The sequence below is a fragment of the Mucilaginibacter gossypii genome (genome assembly GCF_900100945.1).
Taxonomy (GTDB): Bacteria; Bacteroidota; Bacteroidia; order Sphingobacteriales; family Sphingobacteriaceae; genus Mucilaginibacter; species Mucilaginibacter gossypii.
Genome location: NZ_FNCG01000003.1, coordinates 152,203 through 172,219, shown reverse-complemented (window position 1 = coordinate 172,219; position 20,017 = coordinate 152,203). Strand labels below are relative to the sequence as shown.

Annotated in this window: 8 protein-coding genes; all 8 read right to left on the bottom strand. The window is 41.8% G+C overall.

Going from position 1 to position 20,017, the window contains the following annotated elements:
* Nucleotides 1-29 precede the first annotated feature (29 nt).
* Nucleotides 30-2,426, bottom strand: a complete 2,397-nt coding sequence (locus BLS28_RS06875; protein ID WP_091163859.1) for an ABC transporter permease — start codon at nt 2,424-2,426, stop codon at nt 30-32.
* Between the two features lie 69 nt (nt 2,427-2,495).
* The gene (locus BLS28_RS06870) at nt 2,496-4,877 is read right to left on the bottom strand and encodes an ABC transporter permease (protein ID WP_091163856.1); all 2,382 of its coding nucleotides are present in this window, start codon (nt 4,875-4,877) and stop codon (nt 2,496-2,498) included.
* Between the two features lie 84 nt (nt 4,878-4,961).
* A complete protein-coding gene (locus BLS28_RS06865; protein ID WP_091163853.1) occupies nt 4,962-7,328 on the bottom strand; it encodes an ABC transporter permease in 2,367 nt (788 codons plus the stop codon).
* 120 nt (nt 7,329-7,448) lie between these two features.
* Nucleotides 7,449-9,827, bottom strand: a complete 2,379-nt coding sequence (locus BLS28_RS06860; RefSeq protein ID WP_091163848.1) for an ABC transporter permease — start codon at nt 9,825-9,827, stop codon at nt 7,449-7,451.
* Nucleotides 9,828-9,941: 114 nt separating this feature from the next.
* A complete protein-coding gene (locus tag BLS28_RS06855; protein ID WP_091163846.1) occupies nt 9,942-12,329 on the bottom strand; it encodes an ABC transporter permease in 2,388 nt (795 codons plus the stop codon).
* Nucleotides 12,330-12,417: 88 nt separating this feature from the next.
* Nucleotides 12,418-14,778, bottom strand: coding sequence for an ABC transporter permease (locus tag BLS28_RS06850; protein ID WP_091163844.1), 2,361 nt, complete (start codon nt 14,776-14,778; stop codon nt 12,418-12,420).
* Between the two features lie 74 nt (nt 14,779-14,852).
* On the bottom strand, nt 14,853-17,270 hold the full coding sequence (locus BLS28_RS06845; RefSeq protein WP_091163842.1) for an ABC transporter permease: 2,418 nt from the start codon (nt 17,268-17,270) through the stop codon (nt 14,853-14,855).
* Nucleotides 17,271-17,571: 301 nt separating this feature from the next.
* A complete protein-coding gene (locus tag BLS28_RS06840) occupies nt 17,572-19,968 on the bottom strand; it encodes an ABC transporter permease (protein ID WP_091163840.1) in 2,397 nt (798 codons plus the stop codon).
* Nucleotides 19,969-20,017: the final 49 nt, after the last annotated feature.

The window sequence follows — 20,017 nt, the reverse complement described above, 5'->3', positions numbered from 1 at the left end:
CCTCTCCTTTGTAGAGGGTTTGGGTGAGGTTATTCGCTCCTCAAACTTTTAACCGGATTAGCTACAGCCGCCTTAATGGCCTGGAAGCTTACAGTAGCAAAGGCTATAACCAGTGATGTAAAACCAGCTATACCGAATACCCACCAGCTAATATCAATGCGATAAGCAAAATCCTGCAGCCATTTACTCATGGCATAAAACGCTATCGGCCAGGCGATGACGTTGGCAATGAGCACCAGTTTTACAAAATGCCCCGAAAGCAGCATCACTATATTCTGCACAGATGCCCCAAGCACCTTGCGCACCCCTATTTCCTTGATCCGTTTTTCGGCTGAGTATGAAGCGAGGCCGAATAACCCCAAACAGGATATAATGATGATCAGTCCAGCTAAAATACTTACTACAGTGCTTACCTGATTGTCTACACTGTAAACTTCTTTAAAATGATCGTCAAGAAACTGGTATTCAAAGGGTATCCCGGGAAACTCCTTTTGCCAGGTTGATTGGATAAATGCAACAGCATCTTTAGCCCTGCCGCCGTTGATCTTAACCGACATTTGGTTGAACCCTTTACCGTTTACCAGGAACAGCGTTTCAATTTTATAATGCAGGGAATTGAAATTGAAATCTTTGGCTATTCCGGTAATCACACCCAACGAATCAAAACCAAACCTTTGTCCCAGTAATGATTCCATATTTTTTCCTTTATGATCTTTCAGCAATTCCTTAGCCAGGGCTTCATTGATGATGTATTGCTTCCAAACGGCCGAAGTATCGGTAGAAAAGTTTTTGCCCATCAGCAGCTTGATCTTATACAGATCGAGGTAATTATTATCAACCACCAGCAAGGTTGAGGTAAGCTGCCGCAATGGTGAATCACCAAGTTTAAATGAAATGCCGGTTTGGTCAAGGTGACTGCCTAAAATATCCTGCGACGCGGTAACTCCCTGTATTATCGAGTTGGAAAGCAACTCCTGTTTAAACAAATCATATTTGTTTTGTGGGATCAAACCTAAAGGAACATTAACAATCTGATCGCGGTTAAAGCCGGGATCTTTTTTCTGCATAAACTTAAGTTGCCTGATAACCAAAACTGTAGCTATCATTAAGATTACAGCACTCGTAAACTGGCCAACAACCAAAATATTACGCAATGGCACTTTATTGCCCCCCGCCGTTGCTAAAGCCCCCTTTAATACTTTAATCGGTTGAAACGACGACAAAAAAAGCGCAGGGTATATACCTGAAATAATACCAACAAGCACGGTGCTAATAAGAACCACTCCTATAAGCATGTTATTGTCATGCAGCGGTAAACTAATATCACGCTGGCTTAAACTGTTTATAAAAGGAATGGCAAGGCTTACAAAAATGCAGGCAAAAGCCAGGGCTATCAAGGATAATAACACGGTTTCGCCCAAAAACTGCATGGCCAGTTGAAAACGTCCGGCCCCGATAGATTTACGTACGCCAACCTCCTTAGCCCGCTCTGATGACCGCGCGGTTGAAAGGTTAATGAAATTAATACAGGCTATCACCAAAACAATGATCCCTATAACTGTAAACAGGTTGGTGATATGTTTATCAAATTTTTGATAATTGATATAATCCAGCCCTATATCAGCCGAGTTAGCGTGAACATCTTTCAGGGATAATAAGAATAGCTCGTAATTTTTAGGGCCATCTTTACCTTTATATTTTTGAAGATAGGCTGGAAACTTTTTTTCAAGCGCCGCTATATTGGTACCAGGGGCCAGTTCAAGATAGGTATTTAACCAGTTGCCGCCCCAGTTGGTAAACATCCATTTCTTATAAATACTACTGAATGAAAACAGGCAATCAAACTGCAATTGTGAGTTTTTGGGCACATTAGCTAATATACCGGTAACCGAATAGGTTATAGTATCCTGCCCGTAATTGGTTACAGTTTTACCTATCGGGTCATCATTACCAAACATTCGTTTGGCTGCATCTTCTGTTAATAAAACGCTGCGGGGTTTTAACAAAGCGGTTGCCCGATCGCCCCTCAGCAGTTTAAAATCAAACATTTTCAAAAAAACCGAATCCACAAAGAATACCTGTGGCATGTACACTCGTTTAAGTCCGTTATTGAGCGGAAACTTTTGCTGCCAACGAACACGCGTAAAATTTTTTATTTCCGGGAAATCGGTTTTCAGAGTTGGCCCCATCGGAAACATGGATAACGCAACCTTTTGTGAGGCGCCCATTCCCTCAAACTTTTGCACCTCGTTTAAGCGGTAGATGTTTTTAGTATGCAGATTATCAAAGCTTTTTTCATAATAAACAAAAAGCGTGATCACAATGCAGGCCGCCATACCAACGGCCAACCCAAAAATGTTAATAGCCGAAAAAACCTTGTTTTTCCAGATATTGCGCCAGGCGGTTTTGAAATAATTTTTTATCATTAGTTTATCTCGTTTAGGTCATTTTGCCCCGCATTCCATTAATAAGATGAAAGCATGGCTTAATGACAATTATTCGGAACGTAAACTTTTAACCGGGTTGCTCAATGCTGCTTTTATTGCCTGAAAGCTAATGGTAGCTACTGCCACCAAAACGGCTAATACACCAGCCAGCACAAATACCCACCATTGAACATCTATACGATAGGCAAAATCTTTGAGCCATTGATGCATAAAATACCAACCTACCGGCATGGCTATTATGCAGGATATCAATATCAGCTTTAAAAAATCAAAGGATAGCAGGTTAACAATACCGGGTACCGACGCGCCAAGCACTTTGCGGATCCCTATTTCGCGGGTACGTTGCAGCGTGCTGTACGAAGCCAAACCAAGCAAGCCCAAACACGAAATGAATATGGCGAGAACGGCGAAGTTGAAAAATAGCTTACCGAAACGCTGTTCAGAGCGGTACTGCCTGTCAAAAAACTCATCTAAAAAATAAAATGAGTATGGCCTGTTAGGGATAAATTGTTTCCACTTACCTTCTATCTGCGCCAATGTGCTATTCAGATTTTTCGGGGAGACTTTTACAGTTATCAGATCAAGACTATGAAGCTCGATTCGCATGGTAAGCGGCTTGATTACCTCCTGTAACGAACGGAAATGAAAATCTTTCATTACACCTACTATTTTACCTTCGCGCCCCCATTGTTTAAACCGTCGGCCGATAGCATCTTTAGGAGAGCTATAGCCAAACAATTTAACAGCGGCTTCATTGATAAGCATCGCCTGGGCCGTATCAGTACCAAATTCACGTGAAAACGAACGACCCGCAACCATCTTTATCTTAAATTGGTTTACATAGTCATAATCAACAAAATACAGATCAAGGTTAGCTATCTGCAAATCGCCCATTTTATTTTCTATCTCGGAGTAAGCCCCGTTATTTCCACCTCCAGGGATACTTGAAGCAGATGCCGTTGATACTACGCCGGGAATTGAACTGATAGCATTTTTCAGGGATTCTTTAGCAGGATCGCTGTTGGTGTTGAGTACAAGCATTTGTTCTTTATTAAAACCAAGATCGCGGTTTTGCATAAAGCTCATTTGGTTATAAACTACTATAGTTCCAATAATAAGCGCTATGGAAATACTAAACTGAGCAACAACAAGCGTTTTGCGTAAAATTCCGCCCTTCCGGCTTCCGGAAAAACGGCCTTTCAAAACCATCACCGGTTTAAAGGACGATAGTACCAACGCAGGATATAAACCGGCAAGCAGGCCGATGCAAATAGACGTTACAAACAGAATAACTACATAGTACCAGTTTGAAAAGATGCCGGAACTAACAGTTTTACCAGCCAATTGATTAAATGCAGGCAACAATAAAGCAGCGATACCAAGCGTAAGTAAAAAAGCTATGATACAAAGTACCACCGATTCACCGATGAACTGGCCTGCAAGCTGGCTCTTTTCGGCGCCCACAACTTTACGAATCCCTACTTCTTTGGCGCGTTCAACCGAGCGGGCAGTAGTAAGGTTAACGAAGTTGATGCAAGCTATCAGCAAAATAAAAATCGCGACAATACTGAATATATACACATTGCTAATGCTTCCAACTTCCTGTCCGCCTCTTTTTGAGTAGAGGTAGGTATATTTTAAAGGCTCAAGCATGAGCCTATAGAACATCTGGCTTTTCTTCATTCCGTCCCCGTCACGATTTTGCAAAAAGGCAGGCATTTTAGCTTCAACAGCCTTTGGACTTGTACCCGGTTTTAACAAAAGATAAGTCGTAGCGCCGAAATTGCCCCACTGCCCGTCAATTCCTTTATTAAACTTTTGGGTTAACGATGTCATTGAGATGATCATATCGGCCTTGATTTGTGAGTTGCCAGGAAAATCCTTCATAACACCGGTAACCGTGGCAGGTACGGCATCGCCGGTAATTAATACGGTTTTGCCAATTGGGTCGGCACTGCCAAAATATTTTTTCGCGGTAGATTCGGTAAATACTATTGTAGCGGGCGCGGTGAGTACAGTCCTGGGATCGCCTTTAACTAATTTAAAATCAAAGACCTTAAAAAATGTCGAATCCGCGAACATGGAGTTTTCCTCCTGGAATTTTACATCTCCCCTGCGCACCAAAAAACTGCCGCCGCTGGTGCGTACAAATGCTTCTACTTCGGGCAAGTCTGCCCTAATATTGGGTGCAAACGCCCATGATGTGCTACTGGTATTAATAGTTTCGCTCGGGGTTTTGATATCAGTTACCAAACGATAGATCCTATCGGCCTTTGTGTGAAAGTTATCGTAACTCAGCTCAAAGGCCACGTATATAAAAATGAAAAAACAGGCTGTTATCCCTATTGATAAGCCCGTAATATTAATAAACGAAAAGCCCCGGTGGCGCCAAAGGTTCCGGAGGGCTATTTTAATGTAATTTCTGATCATATTTTTTATTTTTTAATGTCATGGTCATATGGTCATTTATCTTACCCGTTATAACAACACAAAGCAAACTGATACAATTACCCATTATTCAGAACGTAAACTTTTAACCGGGTTGGCAATCGCGGCCTTAATAGCCTGAAAACTGATTGTCGTTAGTGTGATGACAATTGCTGCTGTCGCCGATATAATAAACACACCAGGGCCAACGGTTACCCGGTAATCGTATTTCTGCAACCACCCCTGCAAAAAGTAAAAGGCTACCGGCGAGGCTATTACACAACTAATAAGCACCAGCAACACAAAATCCTTCGACAGTAAAAACCATAACTGGCTTACAGTTGCACCTAATACCTTGCGTACGCCAATTTCTTTAGTTCGCTGCTCGGCGATGTATGCGGCTAATCCAAACAGGCCGAGGCATGAAATAAATATGGCCAGGCCCGCAAAAATGCCCGACAATTTCCCCACCAATACTTCCTGGCCAAACTTGCGGTTATAATCATCATCTACAAAGCGATATGTAAATGGATAAGCAGGACTATATTTTGAAAACACCTGCCCTATTTTATCAATGGCATCGTGCGGGTTTACTTCAGGCGAGAGGCGGTAGATCATGTTTTGATGCGGATCGTTATTATACAAAAACATGGTTGGGTCGGCTTGTGCAAATGGAGATAACATCAGCGCGTTTTTAACTACCCCAATTATCTTGCGTTGCTTGCCCCCATAAGTTATTACCTGGCTTATCGGGTCGCCTTTAAGGCGCAGGCGCTTAACCGCTGCTTCATTGAAAATAATATTCAATGAATCGGACACCACATTATTATAATCTCTCCCGGCAAGCATTTTCATGCCTACAGTCTTGAAATAATCATTAGCTACAGCTATTACGCCCATTTCAACGGTTTCGCCGGTAAATTTACCGGGCCATTGGTCAAGGTTGTTGTGCATGTTAATATCTGTAATGGTGCTTGACGCTGTGGAGATACTTTCAATCACGCCGCTTTGCAATAATTCATTTTTAAAAGCGGAATAGTGCTTACCCAAATCTTCGTTGGCATTAGTGGCTATTAACCTAGTAATATCGTATCCCGCCGGGCGGTTTTTTGCATACTGAATTTGCCTGTAAATAACAGCTGTACTTATGATCAACGCTATTGAGCAGCTAAACTGCATTACTACTAAAACTTTACGCGAATACGACGCTGAGCGGCCAACCTGAATTGTACCTTTTAATACCTTAACCGGATTAAATGACGAAAGATAAAACGCAGGGCGGCTACCGGCCACCAGGGCTGTAAGCAATACACACCCTATGACAATCAGCCAAAAGATTGCGCTGTTAAAGGGAATGGAAATAGTAGTCCCGGTAAGCGAGTTAAACGGCCCGAGCGCTATTTGAACAAAAAGTATTGAGCATATAAAGGAGATCAGTGTGATCAATGTAGATTCTGTCAAGAACTGGAATATCAGATGCTGACGTTGTGATCCGATAGCTTTACGGATACCGACCTCGCGCGCGCGTTTTTCAGACCGGGCAGTTGTGAGATTGATGAAATTCACGCAAGCTATCAGCAGCACCAGTAAACCAACAATACTAAAGGTGCGTACATAATCAATAAACCCACTTACTGCAACTCCATTTTTATAATCGGCAAAAAGGTGCCAATCGGTCATGGGCTGCATAATTACATCCGAGTTTTCGGCGTTAATATTTTTTTCGCCTTTTTCGATGTGAAGGATCTTTGGGGCCAGTTGTGCGTAAGTTACACCTGGTTTTAGCTTTGCAAATAGCTCGAAGCTATTGTTACCAAAGCTATCGTGGGCGTCTTTCATGTAAGGCTGTTGCTCCATCAAACTGAATGGAATAACATATTTAAATTGAAGCGACGAATTCAATGGTACATCCTGAATCACGCCGGTAACCTTTAAATTGTAGTTATTATCAACCTTAACAACCTTATTAATCACATTCCCGGTGCCAAATAAAGCGAGAGCAGTAGCTTTGGTCAATACAATTGAATATGGATCATTCAAAGCGGTTGTACGGCTCCCCTGTAAAAAATTGTATTGAAAAATTTTCAGGAAATCGCTACCTGCCTGCACGCCATCAATAGATAACTTTTTATCGCCTACCATTAACCCATGTGTGCCACCCCAATCTGTGGGTGCTACATATTCTATTTCGGGCATAGTTTTCAACACATCTGCCAGTTTTAGCGAGGTTGAACTAAACGTTAATTTTTCGCCATTACTGTTAAAATTACGGCGAACCTGGTATGCCCTATTGGCATCAGGCAAAAACCTGTCGTATGAGTACTCATTAGCAACCCAAAGTGCTATCATTAAGGCAACAGCCATCCCGGCTGCCAATCCCAAAACGTTTATAGCTGTATAAGCCTTATTGTTAGCGATGTTTCGCCAGGCTATTTTGATATAATTTCTAAGCATACTGTTGGTTCATTAGTTCAATTGTTCATTAGTTCATTGGTTTTATTCGCGAGTAAAAATTATTTGCACAACCTTGCCCGCGTTCGCTAATGAACTAATGAACAAGTGAACAAATGAACCCTACTCCGAACGCAAACTTTTAACCGGATTGGCAAGCGCAGCCATTGCAGCACGATAACCTACCGTAATCCACGCTATAATAAATGTGGATAGTATGGACATCACAAATATTTGTGGACCGATACTAATCCTGTATTGAAAATCCTTTAAGTAATTATGCATTGCCCACCAGGCCAGCGGAGAGGCTATTACAAATGCTATAAGCAGCAATATGCTGAACTCCTTGCCAAACAACCATAAGATGCTGCTGATATTTGCACCCAATACCTTACGAACCCCGATCTCCTTGGTTTTACGTACAGCCATAAATGACACCAGGCCATACAGGCCGAGACAACCTATAATGATTGCGATACCGGCAAACGCTTCAACCAGGATTAGTAATATATTATCCATCTGATAGAAACGGGCAATGGTATCATCCAAAAACTGGTAAGAATACAATTCTTCAGGGAAAGTTTGGTTCCAGATCTTATCAATATCCGCCAGTGTAGCTTTGGCATTACGCATATCTATCTTCACAGCAACGGTAGATAGTGATTGATAGTTAGGCATCACACATAATGGTGAAATCTCCGCATGGAAAGAGTAATTGTAAAAATCTTTCATTACGCCTACAATGGTACCTTTATAGTCGCGGCCATTAATTGCCATTTGTTTCCCTATTACATCCTGCGGTTTAAGGTGCAGTTTATTAACGAAGGTTTCGTTCACCAAAAACTCTTTAACCGAATCGCCTTTGAAGAAGTTTCTGCCGGCAATAAGTTTAATGCCGAAGGTTGAAATGTAATTTTCGTCGGCCTGTTTGGTGTTGATGCTCCAATGCTCGTCTTCGGCACGATTATCATATTGAATACCGGTATTACTATTTGAACGCGACGCCGGCGGGTTATAACAGTAAGATACATTTTCAACACCCTTAATTTCGCTGAGGCGATTACGCATCGTGCTCATTTTCATCTTATCGTTTTGAGGAAGCGGCACAAGCACTACGGCATTTTTATTAAAGCCCAGATCGGCAGTTTGTGAATAATGTAATTGCGATACTACGATGATAGTACCGATGATAAGTACCTGCGATATAGTGAACTGGGTAACTACCAGTACCCTGCGTAACGAAAAACCACCGACATCCTTTTGTGACAGTTTACTTTTAAGCGCTTTAATTGGCTGGAACCTCGCCAGTACCAAACCAGGGTATGAACCCGAAAGAAATACAACAACAAAAGTAATAACAACTATAAAAGCGCTTAATTCGGCCCAGTTAAAGGTCATCCTTGCATGGAAGAGATTGTTTAATGGCGTCAAAGCAATCTCGGATAAACCAATAGCAACTCCCACAGCAATAATGCTGATGATAGCTGTTTCGGCAATAAACTGCCAAAATAATTGAAAAGGCTGACTACCCAATACTTTACGGATGCCTACCTCTTTTGAGCGGTTTAGCGCCTGGGCCGTAGCCAGGTTTATAAAGTTTACCGAGGCCGTAATGATCAGGAACACGCCGATAAAGAACAGCGCCCATAAATAGCTTTTATCGGCATAACCGCCAAGTTCACGGTCAAAGTGCATTTCAGCAATAGGTTGTAATTTAAAGCGCCAAACCTGCAAATCCCTGCCGGTGTAATTCTTTTTAACCAATTGCAGCATGGCTGTTTCAACCTGTGCTTTGGTTACACCCGGTTTCAACTTGGTAAAACCCTGACAGCCGCTGTAAACACCGCCCCAGTTATTTTCACGGCCCTTACCTGCGTACACCTCCATACTTGCATACGAAATAAAGATCTGTTGCTTTTGGTCGGTGTTATTTGGCAAATCCTGCAGCACACCGGTTATAGTAACAGTTATATTATTATCCAGCTTAAAGGTTTTGCCTATTGGGTTATCATTACCAAAATATTTTTGGGCCATTTTTTCGGTAACCAACGCTTCATTCGGGTTAACAAGCATCGTTTTCTTATCGCCTTTAAGCAATGGAAAATTCAGGATATCGAAATACTCGGGCTCAACAAAGGCAACACCGTCATCCTCACCAAATTTTTTCACTTCATTTCCCTTGGTAATAGTGATCAGCGTTTTATTAAAGCTGATATATCTCGCCGTTTTTTCGCTAAAGGCAAAGTCATTTCGATAACCCTTGGCCATCGGTTGCGGAATAGCGCCTACCCGGTCTACACCCTGATCGTGAAACTCGGTATAAAAACGGTAGATCCTGTCTTTATCCTTATGAAAGGTATCAAAACTCAGGTGGTAAGTGATCAGCGTAAATATTAATACCCCACAGGCTATACCCAAAGCCAAACCAATAACACTGATGGTTGCGTAAGCCTTGTTACGCACCAAATTTCGCCATGCAATTTTTATGTAGTTTTTGATCATAAACCCCTCCTAACCTCCCCAAAGGGGAGGAATTGTACTTGTGATATATTTAGTTATTATTTATGTATTTTAATCTTCTTAAAGCCCTCTCCTTTGGAGAGGGTTTGGGTGAGGTTACTCACTTCTCAAACTCTTCACCGGATTGCTCAATGCAGCTTTTATAGCCTGGAAACTTATAGTCACCAACGTTATAATTATAGCGGCAACAGCCGAAAGCACAAATACCCCGGGCCCTATTGTTATCCTGTAATCATATTTTTGCAGCCAATCCTTCAAAAAGTAAAAAGCTACAGGTGTTGCTATTATGCAACTTAACATCACCAGCAAAATAAATTCTTTTGATAGCAGCAGCCATACCTGTGCTATTGAGGCACCCAATACTTTGCGAATGCCGATCTCTTTGGTACGTTGTTCGGCTACATAAGCAGCTAACCCAAACAAACCAAGGCATGAAATAAAAATAGCCAATCCTGCAAAAACACCTGCCAGCTTGCCAACTAATGCCTCGAGGCTAAATTTGCGATTGTATTCCTCATCAACATACTGATAGATATAAGGATACGCCGGGTTATAAGTATCAAAGATCTTCCCTATCTTCTTAATGGCATCCTGCATATTTACGTTAGGTGCCAGGCGATACATGATGTCGTTACCTCCTCTGCCATGATTAAATACAGCAGGCTGCACAGGTGTAAATGGCGATTCCATCAGAGCATCTTTAACCACCCCTATAATGTGAACCCGCCCCAAAAAGCTATAATTTATCACTTTGTTAATAGGATCTTTTAAGCCCATGCGTTTTACGGCAGCCTCATTGATGATCACATTTGTTGTATCAGCTGCCCATTCGGCCGAAAAGTCACGCCCTTCCTTCATGGTCATGCCCATTGTTTTGAAGTAATTAGGCGATACGGAGATAGCGCCAACGTTTATTCCTGTTTCGCCACCTGCTTTTCCGGGCCAGTTATCGATCCCGGTATGGCTATAGATATTGGTAACCGGGCTTGATGCCGACGCCACACTCTCTACCATTCCGCTTGCTATCAGATCGTTTTTTAATGCGCTGTAGTTTTTTTCAAGATCACCGCTCATATCGGTCATCATTAAACGGGTTGAACTATAACCGGTAGGCCTGTTTTTGGCGTATTGTATTTGCTGGTAAACAATAACAGTACTGATAATCAAAGCAACAGAACAGCTAAACTGCATTACTACCAACACCTTGCGCGGCAATGATGCCGAGCTGCCAACCTTAATGGTACCTTTTAATACCTGTACGGGATTAAATGACGACAAGTAAAATGCGGGGCGACTACCTGCCAATAAACCGGTAAATAACACATACCCTATCATCATCACCCAAAACCAAACATTGGTATAAGGAATATTAATGGCACTGCCTACGATAGCATTGAAAGACGGAATAGCCACCTCCACTATCACAATTGACAGCAAAAATGAAATGAAAGTGATCATTACCGACTCCGCGAGGAACTGGGCTATCAGATCGCTGCGTTGCGAGCCGATGGCTTTGCGAACACCTACTTCACGGGCGCGTTTTTCAGACCGGGCTGTAGAAAGGTTCATGAAATTAATACAAGCAATAAGCAGCACCAAAAAACCTATCACGCTAAACATGCGCACATAGTCAATGAAACCACCAACAGCTTTTCCGTTTTTGAAGTCATTATACAAGTGCCATTTTTTAAGCGGATGAATAATTACCTCTGGCTTTGCCGGGCGCATCTGCTCGCTGTGATCGTACACTATATTTTTAATTTTCGGTGCGATTTGCTCCATTGTTACACCGGGTTGCAACTCCAAAAACATATTGAATGAGTTATTAGTCCACATGGTGCGGGAACCTTTCATCCAATCTTCAGTGGCTTCTTTAAAAGCAAAGGGTATTAAAAAGCTAAACTGAATGGTAGCATTTTTCGGGATATCCTTTATAACACCGGTCACCTTCAAATTGTGGCTGTTATCGTAACGTATTACTTTATTTATCGGGTCTGCATCTCCAAAAAGTGCTTTAGCTGTCGATTGATTAATAATAATAGAATTTGGCTGTGCAAAAACGTCCTTAGCATTCCCTTCTATAAAAGGATATTTAAAGATCTGTAGAAAATCGGAATGAGCGGAGCCACCCGATACATAGAGCTTCTTATCCCCTACCAAAAGGTCGTGCCATTGCATGCCTACCCAATCGGCTTCGGCAACGCGTTTGATTCCGGGAATCTCTTTGCGCAATACTTCAGCCAGCGGCAACGAAACCGCGGTCTGTGTATGCTCACCATCATGCTGGGTAGTGAAATGTTGTTCAACCTGGTAAAGCTGCTCATAATTGGGCAAAAACCTGTCGTATGAATATTCATTGACTACCCAAAGACCAATCATCAGCGCAACCGCCATGCCTGCGGCAAGCCCCAATATATTAATTGCACTATAAACCTTGTTGTTAAGGATATTGCGCCAGGCGATTTTTAAATAGCTCTTTATCATGATTCAATTCATTAAGTCATTGGGTCATTATGTCATTTTTACCCGCGTTCAAATGAATAATGACGCGAAGCAAAATGACACAATGAAATTATTCCGACCTCATACTCTTCACCGGGTTGCTCAATGCAGCCTTAACAGCCTGAAAACTCACTGTTGCCAGCGCTATGACAATAGCGGCAATGCCGGCGGCGGCGAAAACCCACCATTGTACAGTTACCCGGTACTGATAACTTTGCAGCCAGTTATTGATTGCATACCAGGCAACCGGAAAGGCAATCAGGCACGAAACTGCAACCAGCTTTAAAAAATCAAGGGATAATAATCCGGTTAAACCGGCTACCGAAGCACCAAGTACCTTTCGGATGCCTATTTCTTTGATCCTTCTTTCGGCAGTATAGGCTGCTAACCCAAACAAACCAAGACACGAGATCACGATAGCCAGCGATGCAAATATGCCCGACAGCTTACCGGTAAGGGCCTCCGTTTTAAACAGCTCATCAAAATCAGCATCAACAAACTTGTATTCGAATGGATAACCGGGGTTGGCGCGTTTATAAACTTCGCCTGCTTTTGCCAGCGCCTCGGTTAAATTAACGCCCTGTTTAAAGCGGATAGTTAAAATGTTATTGTTTTGCGGACGGCTAAACAGCATCAGCGGCGCACCAGAAACATACATGTCATTATAAAGGAAATCTTTAATGATTCCCGCGATTTGGTAGGGTTTACTACCGCCATCCCTGATAATGCCACCTACGTGACCGGCCTTACCCATTTGTTTGGCAAAGGCTTCATTAATGATCACGTTACTGCTATCGAGCTTTGCATTGGCATAAAAATCCCTCCCGGTAAGCAGTTTCATATTCATGGTTGATACAAACTGAGGGCTTACGCTTTCGATAGTGATCAGTGGATTTTTTGAAACATCTTTTCCGTCCCATGAAAAATTATCAGTGTTACTCCAAATTTGTAAAATTGGATATTCACTCAATGAAGCGTCGGCTACAACCCCGGTTTGCTTTAATTCATTATTTACTGCAGCAAAATGATCAGTAAGTTTGCCTTTTGTATCGATATAAACAAGGTTATCTTTTTGATAACCCAGTTGTCTGTTTTTAACGTGCTGAATTTGTTGGTATATAATTACTGTTCCGATAATTAATATGATGGATACTGAAAACTGGATCACCACCAAACTTTGCCTAATAAAACCTGCGCCTGCTGCAGATGGTAACTTGATATTTTTTAATACGGTAATAGGATTAAATGATGACAAGTAAAACGCGGGATAGCTGCCAGCCAGCAAACCGGTAACCAAACCTATCGACAGTAAATAAAACAAATGGATTGGTTTTAAAAGATCGATAAAAAGCTCTTTTTGAACCATAGTATTGAACGATGGCAGAACTGTGTAAACTAAAAACACAGCGACTATTACCGCTATAAACGCCATGACCACCGCCTCAACTATAAACTGAGCTACAAGTTTACCTTTCGCGGCTCCCATCACTTTGCGTACCCCAACCTCCTTAGCCCTTTTCTCAGATCTTGCAGTTGACAAGTTCATGAAATTTATGCAAGCTATGATAAGTATAATACAGGCAATTACCGAAAACAGACGAACATACTCAATACGACCGCCACTCATTTTACCATCAATAAATTTATCACGAAGGTTCCAGTCGTTCATTCCGAAAAGAAAGCAGACAGTTTTATTGCCCTCTTTTTTGGTACCGATGTAGTTGGCCAGCTTTTTATTAACGGCATTAACATCAGCTGTTGGTTCCAACTCTACATAAGTACGAGTCCAGTTGGCGCCCCAATCCTGTTGCCAGGGTTGCACATGGTCGATGTTTTTTAAAGGGGCCAACCAATGTATCTGAAAAGTTGAGTTTTTAGGCAGGTCGGTAAATACGCCGGTAATGGTAAAATCATGTTCATTATCCATTTTTAAAGCTTTGCCAATCGGGTTGGCACTGCCAAAAAACTTTTTAGCCATTGTTGTACTGATCACTACCGAATGCAGCTCCTGAAAAGCATTAGCTTCTTCACCCTTAACGAAAGATAATTTTAGCATCGGAAAAATCTCTGCATCAGCGTAAGTGCCATTTTCGTTAATCACTTTCTCTCCCAGGGCAAATACCATGTCATGGTCTCCACCCATGCGGGCAGCATTTTTCACACCAGGGATATCTGCTTTTAGTGCAGCGGCCATTGGCCCCGGTGTAGCACGAAATGTGGAGGTTTTACCATCATAGGTTTGATTTTCACGAACAGTGTACAGATTATCGCGCTTTACAAAGTTGTGATTAAAGGTAAGCTCATCCTGCACCCACAAGAATATCACGGATGCGCAAGCAACACCTATAGCCAAACCGGCAATATTCAAAAAGCTGTAAGCCCGGTTTTTCATCAGGCCTCGTACAGTGGTTTTAATGTAATTTCCTATCATGGTAGTTGTTCATTGGTTCATTAGTTCATTGGTAATTGTATAGTCCGTTAACTGCAAACTGCCACTGCCAACTGCTACTCACTTCTCAGGCTTTTAACCGGGTTAACAAGTGCGGCTTTAACAGCCTTATACCCTACTGTCAACCAGGCTATTATCAGCGATGATATTATTGCCAGTAAAAAGATCCAGGCACTCATCGAAATGCGGTATACAAAGTTTTGCAGCCAGCCGTTCATAATATACCATGCGGCGGGCATGGCTATCAGGAACGAGATACCTATAAGCACCATAAACTCTTTTGAAAACAGCAATACTATACTACTTACAGATGCTCCTAAAACCTTACGGATGCCAACCTCTTTTGTGCGCTGAACTGCCATGAACGAAACCAACCCGTACAAACCAAGGCATGATATAAAAATGGCTATCCCGGCAAAAATTTTGTACACCAAGGCCATTTTGTTCTCCTGCTCGTAAAATTTGGCAATATTATCATCCAGGAAATAACCGTTATAAGTATATTCGGGATAAGTATTCTCCCACAGTTTTTGCAGCTGCGATACAGTTTTGCTCAAATCAGCAGTTTGGATCTTGATACCTATTTGCCCCTCGAATTTCTTAGCAGGTGATATTACTATTGGTTTTATAGCCTCGCGAAGCGAGTTGGTTTTAAAGTCCTTAACTACCCCTACTATTGGCAGCCATTTGCCGCCGCCCAAGCGTAATGTTTTGCCAATGGCATCATTAGCATTTTGGATACCCAATTTATGGATAAAGGTTTCGTTAACCACGTACTGCCTGACCGTATCACTTACATCGTAGCCTTTGCCGGCAACAAATGTCAAACCATAAGTTTTGAAGTAATCTACGTCGCCAAATTTAAGGTAGGTATTAAAGCCTACGTCCTTGGTTGAGTTATTGAAATCGAAATTTGTACCCCAGTTATTTTCTGATGATGGTACATCCGAAGAGAAACTGATTGCTTTAACATTAGGATCCTGCAACACCTGTTGTTTAAACGATTCCATTTTACGGAGGCTTAAACTATCGGTATAACCAGGAATGATGAGCAAAGCATTTTTGTTAAAACCGAGATCGGCTTTATTTACAAAGTCCATCTGGTTTACCGCTACGATGGTACCAATAATGAGCAATTGTGATATGGCAAACTGTGCAATCACCAATCCCCGGCGAAGCGGGATCCCACCGATAGAAGCTGCCGTTATTTTATTTTTAAGTGCAAGCACCGGCTTAAAGCCTGATACTACCAATGCTGGGTAAATGCCCGATAATAATACAATAGTAATTGTACTGCCCGCTAAAAATAGCAAGCTACCCGTAGTAAATAAGCTGATACTATCGGGCACATTGGCTATATTTTTCAATTGCGGCATGGCCAGCCTCGCTACTGCCAAAGCAATCAGGGCCGAAGTAATAACAATGATTGTTGTTTCGCCAATTACCTGAAAAATCAATTGCGGACGGGTACTGCCCAGCACCTTACGGATGCCAACTTCTTTTGACCGGCCAACAGATTGTGCTGTTGAAAGGTTGATAAAATTGATAGAAGCCATAATAATGATGAGCAAAGCTATGAATGACAGGGTACGCAAGGTAGCCTTGCTGGTACTATGATCACCAAGCGGGTTACCTATCCGGGTATCAAAATGCATATCGGCAAGCGGCTGTGGTAACAGCGTAGTTTGTGCCGATCCCTTTTTAAAATGCTTGGTCGAAAATGCTTTTAACTGTGCGTCGATACTGCTTTTTGACATGCTTGCCGGGAACAACATAAATACCTCATGGCTGCTGCTGGTTGATCCCCATTCGGCGCTGTAGTTGTAATCTTTAGGATGCTGTTTCCAGGTATCGAATGATACCATTACTTTAAACGGAAAATCGCTGTTAACCGGAGCGTCTTCTACAATGCCAGATACTTTCAGCGTTAAAACATTATCCATTTTAAGAATTTTGCCTACAGCATTTGTCCAGTCGCCAAAATACTTAATGGCCGAACTTTTATCCAACACAACCATATCCGGACTGGCCAGTACAGCGGGACTACCAGCGAGCCATTTGTAGCTAAAAATGTCGAAGAATTGAGGCTGAATAAATAGCACGCCAATATTTTCAGTAAATTTCTTATCGCTGCTGTTACTTCCAGCGGCTTGCGGCACTGTAATCTGGCTGCCATAACTGCTGTTCAAAGCTGCCACTTTAGCCTGTGGTATATCCAAACGAAGGGCATCTGTAGCAGGAACAGCAACTCCGGGATTGGTGGTAGTTTCCGACTCGTGCTTTTCCTGGGTAACTATACGATAAATGCTTTTATAATTAGGATTGAAAGTATCAAAACTAAGCTCAAACTGAATAATCACAAAAATGAGCAGGCAGGCAGCCAGGCCAACTGTTAAACCCGCAACATTTATAGCAGAATAGCCTTTATGACGCACGATATTGCGCCAGGCTATTTTGAAGTAATTTTTAAGCATATCGTACAGCAATTTTCGAAATTGATGTAAAAGCTATACCAAAACCAAAAACAATTGAATATCAGATATTTAAGTCAGATAAAAAACATCAACTGTTCGTAAGTGTAACACTTTGTGTACGGTATTGATACAGTGGTTTGATTTCAGATTTGGGATGTTCGATTTAGGATTTGGAGATTTATTTCCTGGGCAACCTCAACGGGTGGAAAGTAAAAACGTCAGATGTTCGAAAAACATCTGACGTTTTCATAAATTGGTTGCTACCTTTTATCTTTCGTCTTTAACCTTTTACCTCAAAAAATCACTCGCTCCTTAAGCTATTTACCGGGTTGGCCAGTGCAGCTTTGATAGATTGGATGCTTACAGTTATTAACGCTATTAAAAGTGCTATGCACGCGGCAACGGCAAAGATCCACCATGTGATATTTGTGCGGTATGCGAAATCCTGCAGCCATTTGTTCATCATGTACCAGGCCACCGGGAAAGCAACGATGTTGGCTATGACAACTGTTTTTAAAAACTCGGCAGATAGCAGTCCTATTATATTTTGAACACTGGCGCCAAGCACTTTACGAATACCTATTTCTTTTACCCGCTGTTCGGCGGCAAAGGCTGCCAGGCCGAGTAAACCCATGGCCGATATTGCAATGGCTATAATGGCGAAAGCGGCTATCAATGTTGACGAACGCTGTTCAGCATGGTAAAGTTTATTGTACCCGTCATCAATAAAACTATAATCAAACGGCTGGTCGGGAACAAATTCATTCCATACATTTTGGGCTATCTTTATAGCTACCGCCGTATTACCTGGAGTTGTTTTAATATAAAAGCTCCTTGCCCAATCGGTATGATTATTAATAACCATAGGGCCTATCTTTTCATGAAGACTCCTGAAGTTAAAATCTTTCACCACGCCGGCTACTATGCCAGAGTCGCCGTTAAACTTAAACCGCTGCCCGATAACGGGTTTATGAATCCCGAGCTGTTTCACTGCGGTTTCATTCAAAATTACATTATGCTGATCCGAGCCATTTTTATCAAACCAATGCCCATCGGCCATTTTAAGGCTTAGTATATGTTGAAATTTTTCATCGGCCGATATGGTGGAAACCGAGGGTTTATAATCAAGTGGCCTGCCTTCCCAATCCATTGATCCTGAAACCTTGTTGCTATTATTAAAAAAGGCATCGTTGGCCGATTGAGAGACCTCAGCTATCGCGCTTTGCTGTGTTAATTCGCTGGCGATGCTTTTTAATTTCGACTCCCTTGTTTTATCGTCCAACCCAAGCACCTGCCATGGTATAGTCATTACAAAAACATGTTCGCGCTTATAACCTAAATCAGCATTTTTCATAAAATTAAGCTGGCGATAAATGATCATTGTGCTGATGATAAGCATCACAGAGATACCAAACTGCAAAACAACCAGCGTTTTACGGATGCCACCATCTTTAAACTTCAATAACGCCCTACCCTTAAACACACTTAATGGCTTAAATGACGATAATAATACAGCCGGATATAGGCCATTGAAAACAAAGCAAACTATCAGTGTACCCAACAATATCAACCATGTAATACTGGATGTTAGTGGTTGTACAAAATGCTTTTCGGTAACCTGGTTAAACCAGGGCAGGCAAATCTGGATAAATAAAATAGCAAATAATAACGATAAGAAACTAACAACCAATGATTCGGACATAAACTGGGCAAAAAGCTGCCTCCTGCCCGCTCCTACAATTTTACGTACGCTCACCTCTTTTGAACGCACACTTGCCCTTGCGGTAGTTAGGTTTACATAATTAATGCATGCTGTTGCCAAAAGTAAAAAAGCCAGGATCAGGAAAATGTTAACCAATTTGCGGTTGCCGCTTTCAAATGAGGTGCTTAGCAAACCACTTTCAAAATGGATATCTTTTAGGCCAATTACACTCATGGTTGTATTTTCGCTGCCCTTGTTATTTTTCCTGATAATTTGGGTTAGCTTTTTGCCTACCTCTTTAATATTTACGCCCGGCTGCAGCTTTAAAAATGTGAGGCCGCTGTAATTACCCCAATTGCTCGCCTGTTCTTTTTCATGTGCATTGCTTAGTTTAGCCTCTACCGGCATCAATATATCGTACTGAAAGCTTGAATTTGCAGGATTATCCTTAACTACTGCCTGTACCTGGTAGTTCATGGAGTCAACTTTCAGCATTTTGCCAACGGCTTCGCCATTACCAAAATATTTCTTTGCTGTTGATTCTGTCAGGATTAAACTAAATGGATTTTTCGAAAAGCTATCGGCGCTTCCAGCGATAAAATCGTAATGGAATACTTTGAACCAATTAGCATCTATATATGCATACTTTTTTTCCGATATCAGTTGGTTATTATGATGTACCGTCATCATATAACCCGGCCACAAAAACGTATAATTCTTTAAACCGGGTATTTCCTGCTTAGCAACGGGGCCTAACATATAAGGAGACGACTCCCAATCCCACACTTCGTCTTTCGTCAGGCTTAGTTTCGTTTTTACCCGGTAGATATTATCAACGTCCGGGTGATAATTGTCAAAACTAAACTCGTTTTGTACCCATAGCATAATAAACACCGCCGCGGTGATGCCGATGGTTAGCCCCGCAATATTAATCAAACTAATAGTGCGGTGCTTAGCTAAATTACGGAATGCTACTTTAAAATAATTTCTGAGCATATTAATTAGTCATTATTGCATAGTCATTAAGTCATTTTGCTTTTCTAAA